At 61.1% G+C, this 21,250-nt stretch carries 18 protein-coding genes; 5 read left to right on the forward strand and 13 right to left on the reverse strand.

What is annotated here, in order from left to right; genetic code table 11:
* The first annotated feature begins 185 nt into the window (after positions 1 to 185).
* From AC3IT9_RS26810 to AC3IT9_RS26825, 4 genes are all read left to right on the forward strand, one after another.
* Positions 186 to 2,630 carry a TonB-dependent siderophore receptor gene (locus tag AC3IT9_RS26810; protein WP_489271378.1) on the forward strand — a complete coding sequence of 815 codons (2,445 nt, stop codon included), beginning with the start codon at positions 186 to 188 and terminating at the stop codon, positions 2,628 to 2,630.
* A 72-nt stretch (positions 2,631 to 2,702) separates the two neighbouring features.
* Positions 2,703 to 3,833, forward strand: coding sequence for a PepSY-associated TM helix domain-containing protein (locus AC3IT9_RS26815; protein WP_489271379.1), 1,131 nt, complete (start codon positions 2,703 to 2,705; stop codon positions 3,831 to 3,833).
* Positions 3,830 to 4,009, forward strand: a complete 180-nt coding sequence (locus AC3IT9_RS26820) for a hypothetical protein (protein WP_489271380.1) — start codon at positions 3,830 to 3,832, stop codon at positions 4,007 to 4,009. Before AC3IT9_RS26815 ends, AC3IT9_RS26820 begins: the two co-directional genes overlap by 4 nt.
* 171 nt (positions 4,010 to 4,180) lie before the next feature.
* On the forward strand, positions 4,181 to 4,810 hold the full coding sequence (locus tag AC3IT9_RS26825; protein ID WP_489271381.1) for a glutathione S-transferase family protein: 630 nt from the start codon (positions 4,181 to 4,183) through the stop codon (positions 4,808 to 4,810).
* 181 nt (positions 4,811 to 4,991) lie between these two features.
* Here AC3IT9_RS26825 and creD read toward each other — a convergent pair whose 3' ends face one another.
* From creD to rloA2, 4 genes are all read right to left on the reverse strand, one after another.
* Entirely contained in the window at positions 4,992 to 6,362 is a 1,371-nt protein-coding gene (gene creD, locus AC3IT9_RS26830) for a cell envelope integrity protein CreD (RefSeq protein ID WP_489271382.1), read from the reverse strand.
* A gap of 94 nt (positions 6,363 to 6,456) precedes the next feature.
* The gene (gene creC, locus AC3IT9_RS26835) at positions 6,457 to 7,875 is read right to left on the reverse strand and encodes a two-component system sensor histidine kinase CreC (protein ID WP_489271383.1); all 1,419 of its coding nucleotides are present in this window, start codon (positions 7,873 to 7,875) and stop codon (positions 6,457 to 6,459) included.
* On the reverse strand, positions 7,875 to 8,555 hold the full coding sequence (gene creB, locus AC3IT9_RS26840) for a two-component system response regulator CreB (RefSeq protein WP_353741708.1): 681 nt from the start codon (positions 8,553 to 8,555) through the stop codon (positions 7,875 to 7,877). Before creB ends, creC begins: the two co-directional genes overlap by 1 nt.
* 59 nt (positions 8,556 to 8,614) lie before the next feature.
* The gene (gene rloA2, locus AC3IT9_RS26845; protein ID WP_489271384.1) at positions 8,615 to 9,121 is read right to left on the reverse strand and encodes a retropepsin-like aspartic peptidase RloA2; all 507 of its coding nucleotides are present in this window, start codon (positions 9,119 to 9,121) and stop codon (positions 8,615 to 8,617) included.
* A 164-nt stretch (positions 9,122 to 9,285) separates the two neighbouring features.
* Here rloA2 and yihG point away from each other — a divergent pair, with 164 nt between their 5' ends.
* Positions 9,286 to 10,173, forward strand: coding sequence for a 1-acylglycerol-3-phosphate O-acyltransferase, YihG family (yihG, locus tag AC3IT9_RS26850; RefSeq protein WP_150756167.1), 888 nt, complete (start codon positions 9,286 to 9,288; stop codon positions 10,171 to 10,173).
* 1 nt (position 10,174) lies between these two features.
* Here yihG and AC3IT9_RS26855 read toward each other — a convergent pair whose 3' ends face one another.
* The 9 genes from AC3IT9_RS26855 to AC3IT9_RS26895 all read right to left on the reverse strand — a co-directional run bounded on the left by AC3IT9_RS26855 (position 10,175) and on the right by AC3IT9_RS26895 (position 21,120).
* Entirely contained in the window at positions 10,175 to 10,729 is a 555-nt protein-coding gene (locus AC3IT9_RS26855) for a DUF2780 domain-containing protein (RefSeq protein WP_489271385.1), read from the reverse strand.
* 270 nt (positions 10,730 to 10,999) lie between these two features.
* Positions 11,000 to 12,199 (reverse strand): formaldehyde dehydrogenase, glutathione-independent, encoded by a 1,200-nt coding sequence (fdhA, locus tag AC3IT9_RS26860; RefSeq protein ID WP_150725145.1) that lies wholly within the window; start codon positions 12,197 to 12,199, stop codon positions 11,000 to 11,002.
* A 203-nt stretch (positions 12,200 to 12,402) separates the two neighbouring features.
* Complete coding sequence (gene purU, locus AC3IT9_RS26865; RefSeq protein WP_007981374.1) at positions 12,403 to 13,260, reverse strand: formyltetrahydrofolate deformylase; 858 nt, start codon at positions 13,258 to 13,260, stop codon at positions 12,403 to 12,405.
* Between the two features lie 150 nt (positions 13,261 to 13,410).
* Positions 13,411 to 14,043: a sarcosine oxidase subunit gamma gene (locus tag AC3IT9_RS26870; protein ID WP_150725144.1), complete on the reverse strand. Its 633-nt coding sequence runs from the start codon at positions 14,041 to 14,043 to the stop codon at positions 13,411 to 13,413.
* A gap of 144 nt (positions 14,044 to 14,187) precedes the next feature.
* The gene (locus AC3IT9_RS26875; RefSeq protein WP_489271386.1) at positions 14,188 to 17,205 is read right to left on the reverse strand and encodes a sarcosine oxidase subunit alpha; all 3,018 of its coding nucleotides are present in this window, start codon (positions 17,203 to 17,205) and stop codon (positions 14,188 to 14,190) included.
* Positions 17,202 to 17,531 (reverse strand): sarcosine oxidase subunit delta, encoded by a 330-nt coding sequence (locus AC3IT9_RS26880; RefSeq protein ID WP_046039383.1) that lies wholly within the window; start codon positions 17,529 to 17,531, stop codon positions 17,202 to 17,204. Before AC3IT9_RS26880 ends, AC3IT9_RS26875 begins: the two co-directional genes overlap by 4 nt.
* Positions 17,532 to 17,545: 14 nt before the next feature.
* Entirely contained in the window at positions 17,546 to 18,796 is a 1,251-nt protein-coding gene (locus AC3IT9_RS26885; RefSeq protein ID WP_007947735.1) for a sarcosine oxidase subunit beta, read from the reverse strand.
* Positions 18,797 to 18,819: 23 nt separating this feature from the next.
* Positions 18,820 to 20,073 carry a serine hydroxymethyltransferase gene (gene glyA, locus AC3IT9_RS26890; RefSeq protein ID WP_353741711.1) on the reverse strand — a complete coding sequence of 418 codons (1,254 nt, stop codon included), beginning with the start codon at positions 20,071 to 20,073 and terminating at the stop codon, positions 18,820 to 18,822.
* A gap of 282 nt (positions 20,074 to 20,355) precedes the next feature.
* Entirely contained in the window at positions 20,356 to 21,120 is a 765-nt protein-coding gene (locus tag AC3IT9_RS26895) for a TraX family protein (protein WP_423505309.1), read from the reverse strand.
* Between the last annotated feature and the right edge of the window lie 130 nt (positions 21,121 to 21,250).

Here is a 21,250-nt window from a genome sequence, read left to right on the forward strand (position 1 = left end):
ATTTCAAAATGTGGGAGCGAGCTTGCTCGCGATGACGGCGTTCGACTCCCCGCAAAAACCGGTTTGACCCAATACCAGCCGCAACCGACTTCTGAATCGAAATTATTTTCATCCAGCCCTATCACTTTTTGATTTTCATTCGGCACACAGGCAATTGAGAAATGTTTCCATTCAGGAGCCGCTGTATGCCTCGTTCGCTTGACTCCCTGTTGCGCCGCAGTTTGCTGGCAGTCGCCATTGCCCTTTGCACCCCGTTGGCCAGTAGCCAACTGGTCGCCGCTGAACAGGTGTCCAGCGTCCGCGCCTACAACCTGCCGGCCGCGCCGTTGGCCAACACCCTGAACCAGATCGCCAGCCAGGCCGGTTTGGCCCTGTCGCTGAATCCATCCCTGGCGGCGGGCAAGACCTCGGCGCCGGTCAAAGGCCAGTTCGACGCATCCGGCGCCCTGCGCGAAGCCCTGCGAGGCACCGGGCTGCAACTGGAGCTGAGCAGTGCGGGCACCTATAGCCTGGTGGCCGTGCCCGAGGGTGTGATGGACCTGCCGGCCACCAGCGTGATCGGCGTGCAAGACACTGAAAGCGCCTGGGGCCCGGTACAGGGCTACCTGGCCAAGCGCACCGCCGCCGGCACCAAGACCGACACCGCGCTGGTCGAGGCGCCGCGTTCGATTTCGGTCGTCACTCGTGAACAGATGGACGACCGCAACGCGCACACCCTCGACGATGCCGTGCGCTACTTGCCGGGCATCACCTCCAGCAGCTTCGGCAGCGACACCCGCGCCGACTGGTTGCGCGTGCGGGGTTTCGAGCCGACTCAATTCCTCGACGGCCTGCCTCTGCCAAAAGGTGTGTACTCCAACCCGAAACAGGAAACCTGGAACCTCGACCGCCTGGCGCTGCTGCGCGGACCGGCCTCCTCGGTGTACGGCCAGACCCCGCCGGGCGGCCTGCTGGACATGGTCAGCCGCCGCCCAAGCGCTGAAGCCAGCAGTGAGATCCAACTGCAATACGGCAGCGACAATCATCGCCAGATCAACTTCGCCAGCACTGGCAAGATCGACGACGAAGGCCAGTTCCTGTACAGCCTCAGCGGCGTGCTGCGCGACGGCGGCACGCCCATCGACCACATCGATGACAAGCGCTACAACATTGCGCCCAGCCTGACCTGGAACATCGACGATGACACCAAATTCACCCTGCTCACGCAGTTCACCCGTGACGATACCGGTATCACCAGTCAGTTCTATCCGATCCAGGGCACCAAGATCGACATGCCGTTCGGCGATATCTCCCACCACAAGAACCTGGGTGACCCGAACTACGACTTCTACGACCGCACCTACTACGCGCTGGGTTATGCCTTCGAACACCGCCTGAACGATGTCTGGCAGTTCCGGCAGAACCTGCGCTACACCAAGTCGGAGCTGTCGTTCCAGGCCGTGACCGTCAATAGCTACAATCCTGACTTTGCCGAGTTCGGATTTGTCGTCGACGATCAAGGCAACACCGGCCGTGGCACCACCAATGTCGACGAAGACATCGCCCAATTCGCCGTGGACAACAACTTCCAGGGCGACTTCGTCATCGGCGACGTCAGTCACACCCTACTGATCGGCCTGGATCACCAACGCAACACCACCAACTACCTCTCGATCTTCGGCACCGCACCAGACATCAACGTCAACGACCCGATCTATGGTTTGCCGATCGAACGTCCGGCACGCTCCACGGCGTTCTACGACTACGAACAGAAGACCCAGCAGACCGGCCTGTACATCCAGGACCAGATGGCCCTCGGCCAATGGCGCCTGACCCTCGGCGGTCGTGAAGACTGGGTCCACACCGGTACCACGTTCTTCAACAAGGGCGATGCCACCAACACCGAACGCGACAAGAACTTCAGCGGCAACGCAGCGATCAGCTACGTGTTCGACTCGGGCTTCGTGCCCTACCTGTCCTACGCCGAATCGTTCCAGCCGACCAGCAATGCCGTCGCCTCGCCGACCGAGTCGTTCAAGCCGACCGAAGGCAAGCAATGGGAACTGGGGATCAAGTACCAGCCACCGGGCAGCAACACCCTGCTGACGGCGGCTGTGTATGACCTGACCCAGAAAAACGTTTCCGTCACCAACAACGTGGGCAACGTGACAGTCACCAGCCAGACCGGCGAAGTGAAAGTCAAAGGCCTGGAGCTGGAAGCCGTTTCCGACGTGACTGAAAACCTCAAGGTCACCGCTGCCTACACCCTGGCCAAATCCGAAGTGCAAGAGGGCATCTACAAGGGCAATCGCCTGCAACTGATGCCTAAACAGCAAGCGTCGGTGTGGGGCGACTACACCTGGCACGACGGCGTGCTGGACGGCTTCGGCATCGGTGCCGGCGCGCGCTATACCGGCAATACCTATGGCGACCAGGCCAACACCTGGCTGGGCAAGGCCGACGCCTACACGGTGTTCGACGCAGTGGTTCACTACGACCTCGGTCGCCTGGACAACAGCCTCAAAGGCGCTTCGCTGGCCGTTAACGCAACCAACCTGTTCGACAAGGACTACATCTCGACTTGCGACAGCTACTACTGCTACTACGGCGACCAGCGCAGTGTCGTCGCAAGCGCAACCTACAAGTGGTAACGCGTTGAGCTGACACGCCCAATGACCAGGCCGTCCTTCGTGGGCGGCTTTGGTTTTTCTGAAGGCTATGAAATGAAAAGTAAAACAATTCGCCGCTGGTCCGCTGTTCATACCTGGACCAGCCTGATTTGTACGGTGTTCCTGTTGCTGCTGGCACTGACCGGCCTGCCATTGATCTTTCACCACGAGATCGACCACTTGCTGGGCGATGCGCCTGACGTGAAGGAAATGCCGGCGGACACCCCGCACCTGAATTTGCAGCAGCTGGTGGAAGCGGCCGAGAAGCACCGCCCCGGCGAAGTCATGCAGTATTTCGGCTTCGAGGACGATGAGCCCAACGCGGTGCTGACCATCATGGCCGCGACCGCGGGCACCGAGCCGAATTCGTCCCACACCTTCATGCTCGACGCCCGTACCGGCGAAGCGCTGGAGACGCCATCGGCCAACGGCGGCTTCATGATGACCATGCTGCGCCTGCACGTGGACATGTTCGCCGGCTTGCCGGGCAAGTTGCTGCTGGCGTTCATGGGGATTCTGTTCGTGGTGGCGATAGTTTCCGGCACGGTGTTGTACTTGCCGTTCATGCGTCGCTTGAAGTTCGCCACCGTGCGCCAGGACAAATCCGCGCGCCTGCGCTGGCTCGACCTGCATAACCTGATCGGCGTGGTGACGTTGACCTGGACCCTGGTGGTCGGCGTGACGGGTGTGATCAGTGCCTGCGCCGACCTGATCATTGCCGCTTGGCGCAACGACAGCCTGAGCGCGATGATCGCACCGTACCGCGATGCGCCACCGCTGACGCAACTCGCGCCGGCCACCCGTTTGCTCGACATCGCCAAGGAAGTCGCACCGGGCATGCAGCCGGACTTCATCGCCTTCCCCGGCACGCGGTTTTCCAGCGAGCACCATTACGCGGTGTTCATGAAAGGCAGCACGCACCTGACCTCGCACCTGTTGACGCCGGTACTGATCGACGCCAGCACCCTGCAAGTCACCGCCGTGGCCGAACGACCGTGGTACATGGACGCCATGGGCATGTCGCAACCGCTGCACTTCGGTGACTACGGCGGCATGCCGATGAAAATCCTCTGGGCGACCCTGGATGTGCTGACCATCATCGTGCTCGGCAGCGGGGTCTACCTGTGGGTGGTACGGCGCAAGGCGACCAGGCCTGTGCTGGAAAAAGCGGAGAGCGTGGCATGAAACCCCGGCAGTCGAACTTCTGGAAAGTGTTTGCCGTTCCGACCGTCATCGCGGTGCTCAGCGCGGCAGGCTTGTTTGCCGCGTTGCTCGGGGATGGTGTTTGGGATTCGCTGAGCTGGTTGGGCTTGGGCATCCCCGCAGCCCTGGCCGTGCGCGGTCTCTTCCAACGCCGTTGATCCCTGTGGGAGCGAGCTTGCTCGCGATGGGGCCATGTCAGTCACCATTGTCGTATCTGACACACCGCCATCGCGAGCAAGCTCGCTCCCACAAGGGTCCAAGCCATGACGCTTGAGCTATCAGGCCAACGCGCTATGCTGCCCGACACTGCCACCGACCGAGACACTGCCATGTCCGCCCCGAGCATGACCCTGTACCACAACCCGCTTTCCCCCTTCGTTCGCAAAGTCATGGTGCTGCTGCACGAAACCGGCCAGCAGAACCGCGTGGCGTTGCAGACCAGCGTGCTCTCCCCGGTCAACCCGGATCTGAGCCTGATCGACGACAACCCCCTGAGTAAAATCCCGGCACTGCGCCTGGCCGATGGCAATGTCATCCACGACAGCCGGGTCATCCTCGACTACCTCGATCACCAGCACGTTGGCAACCCGCTGATCCCCCGCGAAGGCTCGGCCCGCTGGCGGCGCCTGACCCTCGCGTCGCTGGCCGACGGGATCATGGACGCGGCCGTACTGGTGCGCTACGAAGTCGCCCTGCGCGCCCCGGAAAAACACTGGGACGAATGGCTCGACGGCCAGCGCGACAAGATCCGTCGCGCCCTGGCTTTGCTGGAAAAGGACGCGATTGCCGAGCTGACCTGCCACTTCGACGTAGCCGCGATCAGCGTGGCCTGTGCGCTGGGTTACTTGGACCTGCGCCATCCGGATCTGGACTGGCGCACTGCGAATCCACAGTTGGCGGCGTGGTATTTCGAGGTAAGTCAGCGGCCTTCGATGATTGCGACGATGCCGAAGATTTAGAACTTCGCCGGCTGTACTGGTCTCTTCACGAGCAGGCTCACTCCCACCTTTGACTGCGGTCCCATGTGGGAGCGAGCCTGCTCGCGATGGCACCACAACGGATCCAGCGAAAACAACCCGGCAATCAGTGTCGCCAACACCCTCCCCTCCCGCTGGTCTTCCCGCAACCCCACCGACCGGCTCATTTCACCGCTCCAATATCGAAGTCCAACGGTTTCACCGTTTTTTGCCCAACTCCGTACCAGTCCAGCTTGCGGGTCAGCACCATGAACACGCCCAGCAAGCAGAACAGCAGCAGCGAGCCCATCAGCAGCGCGTAATCCTCGGCGCTCAACAGCCCGTAGAGCAGCCCATACAACGCCGCCAATCCCGCGGAAAAGCTCAGCCCGTGTCGCACGCTGCGCAACACGTGGCAAACGTAGAACCCGATCAACAACACACAACCGCTGGCTGACAACAGATACGCCAGGGCAAAGCCGATATGCTCGGATAACGACAGCAACAACAGATAGAAGAACGCCAGTGCCACACCTACCAACGCATATTGCATCGGGTGCACGGCCAGGCTTTTGAGCACTTCGAAGAGGAAGAATCCGGCGAAGGTCAGGACGATGAACAGCAGCGCGTATTTGATCGCCCGTTCACTTTTCAGGTACTGGTCCACCGGGTCGATGAAGCCCACGCCGAAGCTGCGGCCGGACAACGCCTCACAACCGCCGCGGGACACGCAGCTGTTCAAGGTTTCTTGCAGGTTGGTGGAGAAAAACGAGGTCTGCCAATGGGCGGTAAATCCTTGATCAGTGATCTCGCGCTGGGCCGGCAGGTAGTTGCCGATGAAGCTTGGATGAGGCCAGTTGGCATTCAGCGAAACTTTGCTGGTCTTGCCCACCGGCAGGATCTGTAACTGACCAGTGCCTTGCAGCTTCAGGTCAAAACCGAAGGCCAACTCCGTGGCCTGCTTTGTCTCCAACGCCGGCAGGGTCACGTGAACGCCCTCACCCAGCCAGCCCACCTGGCTGCCCGGAATGAAATCCAGTTTCTGGCCGTTGAGTTCAAGCTTCAAGGCGTTTTCGATACCCCGAATGTCGCTGATACCAACGGCGAGGAACGGCTGGTCGAATCGGTAGTCGGCGAAATCTTCCTTGATGCCCAGTTGAACCGGCAGGGCAAAGTGGCCGCTGATGCGGTTGTCGGCATGGAACAGCCGCGCCTGGTAGATACCTCGGGAACGCAGTTCGGTCTGAACGTCTGCGTCGACTTCGAAGCGCTCCGGCAGAAAATACAACCGACCGCGCTCCTCACCGATCTCCTGATAACGCTTGTTGGTTTTTTCGTGGATCTTCCAGGTGCGCACGACTTTACGATACGGCACCACCATCAGCGGCCCGCTCAATTGCTGGCTGTAACTGGAACTGCGGGCAATGTCTTCGAGCACGCCGTCTCGCAATTGCTGGCGGTCCTGGATCACGCCATTGATCATCAGCAGTGGAACCAGCAATAACAGAATCAACAGGGCAATCGCCCCGAATTTTAGGGCCAGGCTACGGTTCATGGGACTCTCCCTGTTTTGGATGGGGAAAGTCTGGGTGGGCTGTGTGAGGAATGAATGGAGGGAGTGTGGAGACTTTGTGGAGACTGGGCCGGTCCTAAGGTAAGTGCAATGTCACTTCCACACCGCCATCGACATTCCCGATGCTCATCGTACCGCCATGCAGCTTGACCACTTCCTCGACAAAATTAAGCCCAAGCCCGGTGCTTTTGCGCCCGCTGTCCGGTCTCGGCAACGAATAGAAACGCTCGCTCAACCGTGGCAACGCATAGTCGGGAATCGGCTCTGCCTGATTGAAAAGCTTGAACTCGACCTGCTCGCCTGCCCGTTCGGCGGTGAATCGCAGCCCCCCCTCAACAGGGGTGAAATCCAGCGCATTGTCCAGCAGATTGCCCAGTGCCTGACGCAGCAAAAACGGCTCACCGATCAGCGCCAGGTCCGATGGAATCGTTTGCTCTACGCGCAACTGTTTGCCTTCGATCCGCGCCGCTTGCGCGTTCAGCAGGCCATTCACCAACGCCGCCAATGGCACCGCCACCCGCTCCTCCAGCCCCTGGCGCTGCTCGACCTGAGCCAGATTCAGCAAGCGCTCGATCAACTGCTGCATGCGCGCACTTTCGCTGTCGATGTTGCCGACAAACCGCTGCCGTTGGGCCAACGGCATCTCGCCTTGCAGCAACTCCGCCGCACCACGAATCGCCGCCAGCGGACTCTTCAGTTCATGGGTCAAGGTGTGCACGTATCGCTCGACGTAAGCCTTGCCTTCAAGCTGCGTGCGCATCTGCTCCACCGCCGTGGCCAACTGCTCCAGTTCACCGCCGCGATAATGCGGCACTTCAACCCGCCGGCCTTCACTGACGCCTTGGGCGTACGCCGTCAATCTTCGCAGGGCACGGCTCAGCCACCAGGACAACAACGCGCCGAACAGCAAACCGAGGCCGATCAACCCGGTGCCATAAGCCAGCAACCGGCGCTCAGTACGATCCACATAAGGCTGCAACGAGCTGTTGGGCTTGGCCACGGTGACCACGCCGATGATCTGGCCGTTGTCGCGAATCGGCGCGCCGACGTGCATCACCGAAGACCCCGGATCGTTCGGGTCATTGCGCGTGGAGCGAGCGCCGTATTCGTCACGCAGGGTCAGGTAGACGTCATTCCAGCGCGAGTAATCCTGCCCCACCGCCGCCCCGCTGGAATCCAGCACGACGATGCCTCTGGCGTCGGTGACGTAGATGCGGTGGTTGACCTGATTCTTTGGCAAACCCCAGATTTTCGCTCCGGGCTGTCGCTCACCATAGGCCTCGAGCAACTCCGGCCAGCGGTTCTGGTTGAGGCTGCCGACCTTGAAATCGTCGCGCAGGATCTCGGCCATCAGGTTGGCGGTATCGACCAGGGTTTCTTCGGTGGACTGGCGAACGCCGGGGCGGATCTCTTGCATGACCGTGTTGAGCACAAAGTAGCCGGTCAGGCCGATGAACAGTGCGTAGACCAGGAAAATCCGGATTCCCAACGGCATCAGCTTTGTCCCGGGCTGTAGCTGTAGCCGAGGCCGCGGTGGGTCTGGATCGGCTCGGCGTCAGCTTTCACCAGTCGCAATTTGGCGCGCACGCTCTTGATGTGGCTGTCGATGCTGCGCTCGTAACCGGCGTCGGCGGCCACGCCCAGGGCATCGAGCAACTGCTCGCGACTGAAAACGCGCTCGGGCTGCTCCAGCAGGCATTGCAACAGACGGAATTCATGGCGGGTCAGGGTCAGCAGTTGACCGCGATAACTGATTTGCACACGTTCGCTATCGATGTGAAACAGCGTCGTCGACGGTTCGCTCATCGTGCGCGGCGCCATGCGTTTGAGAATCGCCCGGACCCGCGCCGCCACCTCCCGAGGGCTGAACGGCTTGACCACGTAATCGTCGGCGCCGATTTCCAGGCCCACGACGCGATCGATCTCGCCATCCCGGGCGCTGAGGAACATCACCGGCACTTCGCTGAAGCGTCGCAGTTGCTTGCAGGTTTCGAAGCCGCTGATGTCCGGCAGGCCGATATCGAGAATGATCAGATCCGCCGGGCTCTGGCGCTGATACTCCAGCGCCGCCGCGCCGAGGCTCAGCCATGTGGTGGTGAAGCCCTCGCCTTGCAGGGCGAATACCAGGGTGTCGGCAATGGCCGCTTCGTCTTCGACAATCAGGATATGAGGCATGGCGTCCGAGCCCGGCAGGGATGTGGGCGAACGGTGCCCCAAGCCTCACACCCCGTCAATCAGCAATCGGGCTTGTCCGCGGTAAAACGCCGCGCCGGGTTCACCGCCGCCCCGAACTCGCGCAATGCCTTGGCGCCGATCAGCAACGGATAGTTGAAGCTGCTGCGGTCAGTCAGGTTGACCTCGACCGTGCGCTTGACGTTACCCAGGCACAGTTCCAGATCGACCACCGGACGTTTGGTGGGTGCGATCACTTCGCTGTCATCCTCTTCCTCTTCGGAACGGGTCTTGATCTTGCTGATGCGCGCGATCTTGTGCTCGTAGACCTGGTTGCCAGCATCTTTGGTGGCGAGGCGGAAACGCACCCATTCTTCGCCATCGCGGGTAAAGGTTTCGATGTCCTTGGCCGACAGCGACGCGGTCAGGGCGCCGGTGTCCATCTTCGCCTTGAGGACCTTCCCGCCGATTTCCGGCAGGGCGATATATTCGTAACGCCCATAGAGGGTCGGCTCGGCGGCCATGACCGGCAGGGCAATGAGGGAGAGCACTGCAAGGAGGGATTTCACGTAATGGGTTTCCATGAGAGTGAGCAGTCGGATTTTAGACCGTCGTTCGCTTGATCGTTCCCACAAGGTTACCGACCCAAAAGTGAAACATTCGTCAGCACCGAATTGGCCTGCCGCTCGAAGCTGCTTATCATGGCGCGCCCAACCGCTTCCACGAGTGACTTATGCGCCGCCTGCTCACCGGCTGTTTCGTGACCCTGCTGCTTGTGCTCAATACCCTGGTCCTGATCGGACCGTTGATGGTGTTTGCCCTGCTCAAACTGGTTCTGCCCGGCCGCTTTCGCGATTACGCCTCTTGGTCGGTGATGTGGATCGCCGAGACCTGGTCCGAGATCGACAAGCTGATCTTCCGTGTCTGTATCCCTACCCAATGGGACATCCGTGGCGGTGACGATCTGCGTCGCGACACTTCATATCTGGTGATCAGCAACCATCAATCCTGGGTCGACATCCCGGCCCTGATCCAGACGCTGAACCGGCGTACGCCGTTCTTCAAATTCTTCCTCAAGAAAGAACTGATCTGGGTGCCCTTCCTGGGCCTGGCGTGGTGGGCGCTGGATTACCCGTTCATGAAACGCTACAGCAAAGCCTTCCTGGCCAAACACCCGGAACTGGCTGGCAAGGATCTGGAGATCACCAAACAAGCTTGCGAGCTGTTCAAGCGCCAACCGGTGACGGTGGTCAATTACCTCGAAGGCACTCGCTTCACGGCAGCTAAATCTGCCCGGCAACAGTCACCGTTCAATCGCCTGCTCAAGCCCAAGGCCGGCGGCGTGGCGTTTGTGCTGGCGGCGATGGGCGAACAGCTGGACGCGATTCTCGATGTGACGGTGGTTTACCCGCAGCAGAAGATTCCGGGGTTCTGGGACTTGATCAGCGGCAATGTGCCGAGAGTTATCATCGATATCCAGACCCGCGAACTTGACCCGGCGTTGTGGCAGGGCGATTACGAAAACGATCCGCTGTTTCGCGAAAAAACCCAGAACTGGGTCAACCAGCTCTGGATCGAGAAGGATCAGCGCATCGACGCCTTGCGCGTCGGGCGCCGCTGAATCAACTGCCGGTGCCAGCACCCCAGATCCCGCCCAGGCTGCTCAGCAGCGAACCGCCGACGCCCTGCTGGCCGAGGTATTGCAGGAGCACCGGGGTAAACAGGCCGATCATGCCGCTGTCCATGCCCAGAGCACTGAAGGCGTTGTTCAGGTCGTTGGTGTTCTTGACGTTACCCAGGGCATTGTCCAGTCCTGCAGCTTTGCCGCTGGAGCCGAGCAGACCGGCCAGTGCACCCAACTCACCGCCGCCCGAGAGCATGTCGATGCCCGGTACGCTTTTGGCCAGTTCCGAGTAGTCGGTCGAACTCAACTGGTTCTTCGCCAGCCCCAGCATTGCACCGGCGCCGCCGATGGCTTGTTGTGGGGTGATGTTCAATTCACTGAGGGTGCTTAGCAGGTCGGCTGTCGGCGGCGTCGGTTCGGCAGTCGCGGCTGCGTCACCGCCCTTCATGCCCGAAATCGCATTGGCCGCGTCGTTCAGGCTGAACTGTGCAAAAGCCGGGCTGGCGGACAGTGCCAACAGCGAAGCCAGTGCAATACCGCGTGAAATCTTCATCCAGACATCCTCTTGTGCCATGAAACCATCCGAAAACCGGCGGTAAAACTCCCGGTTTGACCGGGCATCCTCAATCATGTTCCTTGCCGCGCATCCGTTTTTACACAGGTCAGGTAGATGAAACGTGAAACACCGGATGCCACGCGATGAATGGCACGACCGGGCCGCCGACGGGGCCGGTATTGAACCAGGAACCTTGGCAGCCGTTTGAAAAAGATATCCAAACAAAAACGGCGACCCGAAGGTCGCCGTTTTGTATTACGCAAAGACTTACGCCGCGCTGAACATCTTGTGCGGATCGATCACAAACTTCTTCGGCACGCCGGCATCGAACTCGCCATAACCCTGCGGCGCCTGATCCAGGCTGATCACCTGAACGCCCACCACTTCGGCGATGTTGATGCGGTCCCACATGATCGCCTGCATCAACTGGCGGTTGTACTTCATCACCGGGGTCTGGCCGGTGTGGAAGCTATGGGACTTGGCCCAGCCCAGACCGAAGCGGATGCTCAGGCTGCCCATTTTCGCGGCAGCGTCGACAGCGCCTGGGTCTTCGGTCACGTAGAGGCCGGGGATGCCGATCTTGCCTGCCACACGCACCACGCCCATCAGCGAGTTGAGTACGGTGGCCGGGGCTTCGTGTTTCACGCCGTCATGGCCATGGCCACGGGCTTCGAAGCCGACGGCGTCGATGGCGCAATCCACTTCCGGCTCGCCGAGCAGTGCGGCGATCTGTTCGTGCAGCGGTGTGTCCAGGGACAGGTCGGCGATCTCGAAGCCCTGAGCCTTGGCGTGGGCCAGGCGAACGGTGTTGACGTCACCGATGATCACCACCGCCGCACCCAGCAGGCGAGCGGATGCGGCCGCCGCCAGACCGACCGGACCGGCACCGGCGATGTACACGGTGCTGCCCGGGCCAACGCCAGCGGTCACTGCGCCGTGATAGCCGGTCGGCAGGATGTCGGAGAGGCAGGTCAGGTCGCGGATTTTTTCCATCGCCCGGTCGCGATCCGGCAGTTTCAGCAGGTTGAAGTCAGCGTACGGCACCATGGCGTATTCGGCCTGGCCGCCGGTCCAGTCGCCCATGTCGACATAACCATAAGCGCCGCCCGGACGCGCCGGGTTGACGCTCAGGCAAACACCGGTGTGCATTTCTTTGCAGGAACGGCAGCGCCCGCAAGCCACGTTGAACGGTACGGACACCAGGTCGCCGATATTCAGGTTCTCGACGTCGCTGCCCTTCTCGATCACTTCACCGGTGATCTCATGGCCCAGCACCAGGCCGGTTTGTGCCGTGGTACGGCCGCGCACCATGTGCTGGTCGGAACCACAGATGTTGGTGGACACCACACGCAGGATGACAGCGTGTTCAATCTTCCTGCCGCGCGGGTCCTGCATTTTCGGATAGTCAATATTCTGCACTTCGACCTTGCCAGCGCCGAGATACACCACACCACGATTGCCAGACATGCTTTCACCTCGCTGTTGTTTTTATGGAACCGCGTTGCCCAGGCAGGCAGCGCGTTAAGTGCTCGGGTTATTGCCTGTGTCTTTTGTGTTGCTTGTAAGGGCCTCATCGCGAGCAAGCTCGCTCCCACAGGGTTTTGTGTCGTTCACAAATCTTGTGTCCGCCCCCGATCCACTGTGGGAGCGAGCTTGCTCGCGATGGCGATTTAAAGAACGACTGTACGATTGGCGTTCAAAAACACTCTTCTCTCAATGTGATACCCAACGGCCCGCGCCAGCGTCAGCCCTTCGATATCCCGCCCCTTGGCGATCAAATCTTCCGGGTAATGACTGTGGTCCACAGCCTCCACGCCCTGGGCAATGATCGGACCTTCATCGAGGTCGTTGTTGATGTAATGCGCCGTGGCGCCCACCAGTTTCACGCCCTTGTTGTAGGCCTGGTGATAGGGCTTGGCCCCCTTGAATCCGGGCAGCAGGGAGTGGTGAATGTTGATCGCCTTGCCATCGAGCTTGCGGCACAGCTCCGGCGACAGCACTTGCATGTAGCGCGCAAGGATCACCAGTTCGGCGCCGGACTCTTCGATGACCTGCCATACCTGACGTTCCTGGGACGGCTTGTCGTTCGGATCCAGCGGGAAGTGGTAGTACGGAATCTGGTGCCAGTCGGCCAGTGGCTTGAGGTCCGGGTGGTTGGAGACCACGGCGGCGACGTCCATCGACAACTGGCCGATGCGCTGGCGATAGAGCAAGTCGTTGAGGCAGTGATCGGCCTTGGAAACCATGATCACCACTTTCGGCCGGTAGTTCGGCGCGGTCAGTTCGAAGATCATGCCGAAGGCTTCACCGCGCTCGGCGAGGCCCGCGCGGAAGGACTGCTCGTCGAAACCGTCAGGCTGGCGGAACTCCACACGAATGAAGAAACGGCCCGAGAGCCGGTCGTCGAAGGAGTGATGCTCGGTGACGTAGCAGCCCTGCTCGAACAGAAAGCGGGTCACCGCGTCCACGGTGCCGAGCACGCTGGGGCAGTCGGCGGTCAGAATCCATGTGTCTGGGGCGCGGCTCATAGGGCGGTGACTCCTGAGAAATCGGTGGATGCCTACCGTAGGAGCGAGCCCTGCTCGCGATGGAGGCCAACGATGACGCGTACTTTCTGATTCAACGCGTTGCCTTGAAGTCCATCGCGAGCAGGCTCGCTCCTACAGTGACGGTGGTGATCAGGCCTGTACGCTCAGGCCATACTCGGCAGAAGCATCCTGCAACCACAGCCACCAGTAATCCGAGAAGCTGCGACGAATCAGCAGTTCCCAGGTGTCTTCGGCGGTGTGACGGATCATCAATTGCGATTTGGCGAACACCGTGCCGACGGCTTTGCCCACCGGGAAGTTGTTCGGGTGCACGTCGTAGCTGGTGGACTTCATCAGCACCTGGCGCACGTTCGGGCCGCTCAGTTCGAGGACCTGCTGGCCGCCGCTGACGTTGACGATTGCAATGTGCAAATCGCCCAGCGCTTTGCGCAGTTTTTGCTCCGCGGCCAGTTCTTCACCGGTCGGCACGATCAGCAGCCACTCATCCGGCCCCATCCATTGCAGGCTGGTTTCACCTTTGACGATCACGCTCAACGCGCCCGGTAACTCGATGCCCAGGGCCTTGTGCACGCCCGCGGCGAATGCGGCGTCGTGGCCATCGCCACGAATGGTCAGGTGGCCGAGGAGTTTTTTCTCACGCACGGTCACGCCGGCGTTCTTGCGGCCCTTGCCCACCAGGCTGGCAAGGTCGGCGTGATGCAGCGACGACTCGGCCTTGGCCCCGGAGGTTGGGCGTTGTTGGTAAACATTGGCTGCGGTCATAAAGCACCTTTCCTGAATTCTGTTGGTTCCTGTGGTGGCTGTTCTGCCGCTTTCGCGAGCAGGCTCGCTCCCACATTCGACCGCGTTCCCCTGTGGGAGCGAGCCTGCTCGCGAATGGCAGCCCGCCCACAGATCTCGAGGCCATTAGATGTTCTGGCGTTCGCCCTTCGGATCGAAGAACACCGAAGAAACAATTTCCGCCTCGATCACGCTGCCGTCGGCCAGCGGTGCGAACACTCGCTCGCCCATCCGCTGCAATCCGCCCTTGACCACACCCATGGCGAACGAATAGCCCAGGGAGTTGTGCAGGTAACTGGAAGTCACGTGACCAACCATGGTCATCGGGATGGCTTGCTTGGTGTTGAACACCAGTTGCGCGCCTTCCGGCAGCCATTTGTTCGGATCGATCGGCTTCAGGCCAACCAGTTGCTTGCGCTGATCACGCACGCAGTCTTCACGGTTCATGCCACGCCAGCCGATCCACGAGAACGGTTTGGTGCGACCGACACACCAGCCCATGTTCAGGTCGTCCGGGGTCATCGAGCTGTCAGTGTCCTGACCGACGATGATGAAGCCCTTCTCGGCCCGCAGCACGTGCATGGTTTCAGTGCCGTACGGGGTCAGGTTGTACTTCTTGCCGGCGTCGACGATTTTTTCCAGCACGCCCATGGCGTAGTCGGCTTGCACGTTGACTTCGTACGACAGTTCACCGGTAAACGAAATCCGGAATACCCGCGCCGGCACACCACCCACCAGACCTTCTTTCCAGGTCATGAACGGGAAGGCTTCGTTGCTCAGGTCGATGTCGGTGACTTCAGCGAGCAATTTGCGGCTGTTCGGCCCGGACAGGGTCATGGTCGCCCAGTGGTCGGTGACGGAGGTGAAGTACACCTTCATGTCCGGCCATTCGGTTTGGTGGTACAGCTCCAGCCACTGAAGTACGCGAGCCGCGCCGCCGGTGGTGGTGGTCATGACGAAATGGTTGTCGGCCAGGCAAGCCGTCACACCGTCGTCGAAGACCATGCCGTCTTCTTTGCACATCAGGCCGTAACGGGCCTTGCCCACATCGAGCTTGGTCCAGGCGTTGGTGTAGACGCGGTTGAGGAACTCGCGCGCATCCGGGCCCTGGATGTCGATCTTGCCCAGGGTCGAAGCATCCAGCAGGCCGACGCTGTCGCGCACGGCTTTGCATTCGCGCTTAACGGCGGCATGCAGGTCTTCACCGGATTTCGGGAAGTACCAAGGACGTTTCCACTGGCCGACGTCTTCGAACTCGGCGCCGTTTTTCAGGTGCCATTGATGCAGTGCGGTGTAACGCACCGGCTCGAAGATGTGCCCACAGTGACGACCGGCCACGGCGCCAAAGGTCACCGGCGTGTAGTTCGGACGGAACATGGTGGTGCCCATCTGCGGGATGGTCACGTTCAACGAGCGGGCAGCGATGGCCAGGCCGTTGACGTTGCCGAGCTTGCCCTGATCGGTGCCGAAGCCCAGGGCGGTGTAGCGCTTGACGTGCTCGACCGACTCGAAGCCCTCGCGGGTCGCCAGTTCGATGGCGGCGGCGGTGACGTCGTTTTGCAGGTCGACGAATTGCTTCGGCGCCCGTGCGGTGTTCTTTTCATGGGGCACCTGGAACAGCGCCAGGGTCGGTTCTTCGAGACGGCTCAGGGCTTTTGGCAACACGCCTTCAACCGATTGGAAGCCGGCTTCGGCAGCAGCGCGAACGCCACCTTCAAAACCGTCGGCCAGGGAATCGCCAAGGCCATAGACGCCGTTGATGCCACCGACACACACACGTTTCTGCGGTGCTTCGCCCGGTACGAAACCGAGGATGTCTTCGCGCCAGATCGGCTTGCCACCCAGGTGCGAAGCCAGGTGAACCACGGGGCTGTAGCCACCGGAACTGGCTACAACGTCGCATTCAAGCCATTCACCAGGACTGGTCACGGTGTGGGCTTTGACATCGATGGCGGCCACGCGGGCAGCGGTCACGTGCTTGCTGCCACGGGCCTCGATCACGGCGCTGCCGGTGAGGATGCGGATGCCTTTGGCGCGGGCTTCTTCCACCAGCGCTCCACGTGGATTGCTGCGGGCGTCGGCGATGGCCACCACTTGCAGGCTGGCATCGAGCCAATCCAGGGCAACGCGGTAGGCGTGGTCGTTGTTGGTCGACAGCACCAGCTTCTTGCCCGGTGCCACGCCGTAGCGGCGAACGTAAGTCGAGATGGCGCCGGCGAGCATGTTGCCCGGTACGTCGTTGTTGCCGTAGACCAGTGGACGCTCGTGAGCGCCGGTCGCCAATACCACGCGATTGGCGCGGACCCGGTGGATGCGCTGACGCACCTGGCCAATCGGTGCGCGGTCGCCGAGGTGATCGGTCAGGCGCTCGTGAATGGTCAGGAAGTTATGGTCGTGGTAGCCGTTGACGGTGGCGCGCGGCAACAGCAGCACGTCCGGGGTGTTCTTCAGTTCGTCGATGACGCTGGCCACCCACTCCATCGCAGGCTTGCCGTCGAGGCTTTCGCGGGAGTCGAGCAGGCTGCCGCCGAACTCTTCCTGTTCGTCAGCCAGAATTACACGGGCACCGCTGCGCGCAGCCGCCAGTGCAGCGGCCAGGCCAGCAGGGCCGGCGCCGACGATCAGCACGTCGCAGTGCTGGTTCATGTAGTCGTAGGTGTCCGGATCGTTCTCGGTCGGCGAGCGGCCCAGGCCGGCAGCCTTGCGGATGTACTTCTCGTAGGTCATCCAGAACGATTGCGGGTACATGAAGGTTTTGTAGTAGAAGCCCGGTGGCATCAGCTTGCCGCCGACCTTGCCGAGAATCCCCATCATGTCGTTGTTCACGCTCGGCCAGCCGTTGGTGCTGGTGGCGACCAGGCCTTGATACAGCGCCTGTTGCGTGGCGCGCACGTTCGGGATCTGCGTGGCTTCGGTGGCGCCGATCTGCAGCACCGCGTTCGGCTCTTCAGCGCCCGCAGCGAAGATGCCGCGGGGACGGGAATACTTGAAGCTGCGACCGATGATGTCGACGCCGTTGGCCAGCAGTGCAGCGGCCAGGGAATCGCCTTCGAAGCCTTTGTAGTTCTGGCCGTTGAAGGTGAAGGTCAAGACTTTGTTGCGGTCGATCCGTCCGCCATTGGACAGGCGATTGATCTGGCTCATACCTTCTCTCCCAGAGCCGTGCTGGCCGCTTTCGGGCTATCGGTCTTGTCGGTGAATTGTGGCTTGGTGCCGATCTTGTAGGTTTCGAGAATCTCGTAGGTCACGGTGTCGCGGGTGACGTTGAAGTACTGACGGCAACCGGCGACGTGATCCCACAGCTCGTGGTGCAGACCGCGTGGGTTATCGCGGAAGAACATATAGTCGCCCCACTCCTCGTCGGTGCAGGTGTTCGGATCCAGTGGACGCGGGATGTGCGCCTGGCCGGATGCGTGGAATTCCTCTTCGGAGCGCAACTCGCCGCAGTGAGGACAGAAGATATGCAACATGGGGATTTCTCCTGTTAGTGGGCAACCGCAGCAGCGCCGTGTTCATCGATCAACGCACCGTTGTGGAAACGGTCGATGGAGAAAGGTGCAGCCAATGGGTGCATTTCACCCTTGGCCAGGCTCGCGGCAAACACGTTGCCCGAGCCAGGTGTCGCCTTGAAGCCACCGGTGCCCCAACCGCAGTTGAAGAACATGTTCGGTACCGGGGTTTTCGAAATGATCGGGCAGGCGTCCGGCGTGGTGTCGACGATGCCGCCCCACTGACGGTTCATGCGTACCCGCGACAGCACCGGGAACATCTCGACGATGGCCTGGATGGTGTGCTCGATCACCGGGTACGAACCACGCTGGCCGTAGCCGTTGTAGCCGTCGATACCGGCACCGATCACCAGGTCGCCCTTGTCGGACTGGCTGATGTAGCCGTGTACGGCGTTGGACATGATCACGCTGTCGATAATCGGCTTGATCGGCTCGGACACCAGCGCTTGCAACGGGTGGGATTCGATCGGCAGGCGGAAACCGGCGAGCTTGGCCATGTGCCCGGAGTTACCGGCGGTCACTACACCGACGCGCTTGGCGCCGATGAAGCCCTTGTTGGTTTCAACGCCGATGCACACGCCGTTTTCCTTGCGGAAGCCAATCACTTCGGTCTGCTGGATCAGGTCCACGCCGAGGGCGTCGGCGGCACGGGCAAAGCCCCAGGCCACGGCATCGTGACGAGCCACGCCGCCGCGACGCTGGACGGTAGCGCCCATCACCGGGTAGCGAGTGTTCTTGGAGCAGTCGAGGTACGGAATCTCGTCGGCAACCTGTTTGGCATCGAGCAGTTCACCGTCGACGCCGTTGAGGCGGTTGGCGCTGACCCGACGCTCGGAATCACGGATGTCCTGCAGGGTGTGGCACAGGTTGTAGACGCCGCGCTGGGAGAACATCACGTTGTAGTTGAGGTCCTGGGACAGGCCTTCCCACAGTTTCATCGCGTGTTCGTACAGGTGCGCCGACTCGTCCCACAGGTAGTTGGAGCGAACGATGGTGGTGTTGCGCGCGGTGTTACCGCCGCCCAGCCAGCCTTTCTCGACCACGGCCACGTTGGTGATGCCGTGTTCCTTGGCCAGGTAGTAAGCCGTGGCGAGACCATGCCCGCCACCACCGACGATGACCACGTCGTAGACCTTTTTAGGGGTCGGCGTGCGCCACATTTTCTGCCAGTTTTCATGATGGCTGAGAGAGTGTTTGAAGAGGCCGAAGCCCGAGTAGCGTTGCATAGTCATTTACTCCAAAACCGCACTCAGCGATAAACCGGGAAGTCCGCGCACAGGGCTGCCACTTGCTCGGCGACATTGGCCTCGACATCGGCGTCGCCGAGGTTGTCGAGGATGTCGCAGATCCAGCCGGCCAGCGTGACGCACTGGGTCACCTTGAAGCCGCGAGTGGTGACCGCCGGGGTGCCGATGCGCAGGCCGGAGGTCACGAACGGCGACTGTGGATCGTTCGGGACAGCGTTTTTGTTCACAGTGATGTGGGCGCGACCGAGGGCTGCGTCCGCCTCTTTGCCGGTCAGGCCCTGACGGATCAGGCTGACGAGGAACAGGTGGTTGTCGGTACCGCCGGACACTACATCGTAGCCGCGTTTGATAAACACGCCGGCCATGGCCTGGGCGTTGTCGATCACTTGCTGCTGGTAAGCCTTGAAGCCAGGCTCCAGCGCTTCCTTGAAGCACACCGCCTTGCCGGCGATCACGTGCATCAGCGGGCCGCCCTGGGCACCCGGGAAAACTGCCGCGTTGAGCTTCTTCTCGATTTCTTCGTTGGACCTGGCCAGGATCAGACCGCCACGCGGACCGCGCAGGGTCTTGTGGGTGGTGGTGGTGACCACATCAGCGTAAGGCAGCGGGTTCGGGTACAGACCAGCTGCGACCAGACCGGCAACGTGGGCCATGTCGACGAACAGCAACGCACCGACCTTGTCGGCAATCTGGCGGAAGCGCGGGAAGTCGAGGGTCTTGGAATAGGCCGAGAAGCCGGCAACGATCATCTTCGGCTTGCACTCGACGGCCAGGCGCTCGACTTCGTCGTAATCGATCAGACCGGTCTTGGTGTCGATGCCGTACTGCACGGCGTTGTACAGCTTGCCCGAGGACGACACTTTGGCGCCGTGGGTCAGGTGACCGCCGTGGGCCAGGCTCATGCCGAGAATGGTGTCGCCGGCTTGCAGCAGGGCCAGGTACACGGCGCTGTTGGCCGAAGAACCGGAGTGCGGCTGGACGTTGGCGTAATCGGCGCCGAACAATTGCTTGGCGCGCTCGATGGCCAGCGCCTCAACCTTGTCGACGTGCTCGCAGCCACCGTAGTAGCGCTTGCCCGGATAACCTTCGGCGTATTTGTTGGTCAGGCCGCTGCCTTGCGCTTCCATCACGCGCTTGCTGGTGTAGTTCTCCGACGCGATCAGCTCGATGTGATCTTCCTGACGTTGCTCCTCGGCATTCATCGCCGCCAGCAGTGCATCGTCGTAACCCTGGATCTGGTCTTGCTTGCTGAACATCGCGTCTCTCCCAGCGGCGGTGGTGCGCCATTCGTCTCGGTGAGGCACTGGCGTTTCGGCAGTGCCCTTTGGTAGCGATGGTATGACTGGCTTGGAGTCGTCAAATGCCTACGGGCGCCACGCAAAGGTGCGTTTACGACATGACGGGAAATGGCATGCCGAACACAAACCTCAAATCAGCATGGATCCCTTGTGGGAGCGGGCTTGCTCGCGAAGAACGATTACGCGGTCTGTCTGAAATACCGCAGTGCCTTCTTCGCGAGCAAGCCCGCTCCCACAGGGTCAGGCGATGACCTGTCGCACTGCGAGCAACACCAGGAAATGCAAGGGATACAGCGCATACGCCCAGCGCCGCATCGGTGGTGGATTTACGTCCTTTGCATGTCGCAACAAGAACAGCCCGAGCCATGGCGCAATCAGGCACATGACGATGGCCGGAATCGCCGCGACATTGCCCAGGCGAGCCGCGTAATACAGCACCTGCCACTGATTGCCCGCCAGGCACACCAACCCCGCCAACAGCGCGAAGTACCAGGGCCGTTGCAGTACCAGCAGCATCGCCAGCGGCAACAGCACGCCAAAGAACCCGAACATCAATCGCTGGGAGAAAAACCCTGCCAGCAGCAATGCGCCCACCGCCAGCAGGCGCGACGCTAGCACCGGCTGCTGCCAGCCACGAATCACCAGCAAGCCCAGGGCAAGGGTGGGCAACACGTTCAAGGTGTCGGGATTGGGAATGTACATCCGGTAAGGAACTTCACTCACTGCGCTAAACAGCAACAACCAGCCCAGATAGCGCCATTGCCCACCGCTCACCACAACAGGCTTGCGCGCCAGATTGGCCGCCATCGCCAGGCAGAACCATGGAAACGCCAAACGCCCCGGCACATACAACAGATCGGCGGAATAACCGACATATCGCAGGTGATCGAGCACCATACTCAACAGCGCCAGCCACTTGAGCAGATCCAGTGCCCCGTCGCGCTGCTTTAAGTGCATGGCCTTGTGCATGCTCTTGTGCATGCTCTTGTGCATAGTCACGTGCATAATTGCCCTTCGACACTGTATTTTCCCGACAGCGACATCCTGTGCGCTCCACCTGACGATCTTGGGTACAGTGCGCACCCTCATTGACCACGGGACGCTTCACCATAGGCATCTCGACCACGGAAGCAGG

This window comes from Pseudomonas sp. KH_046_1 (genome assembly GCF_057839025.1).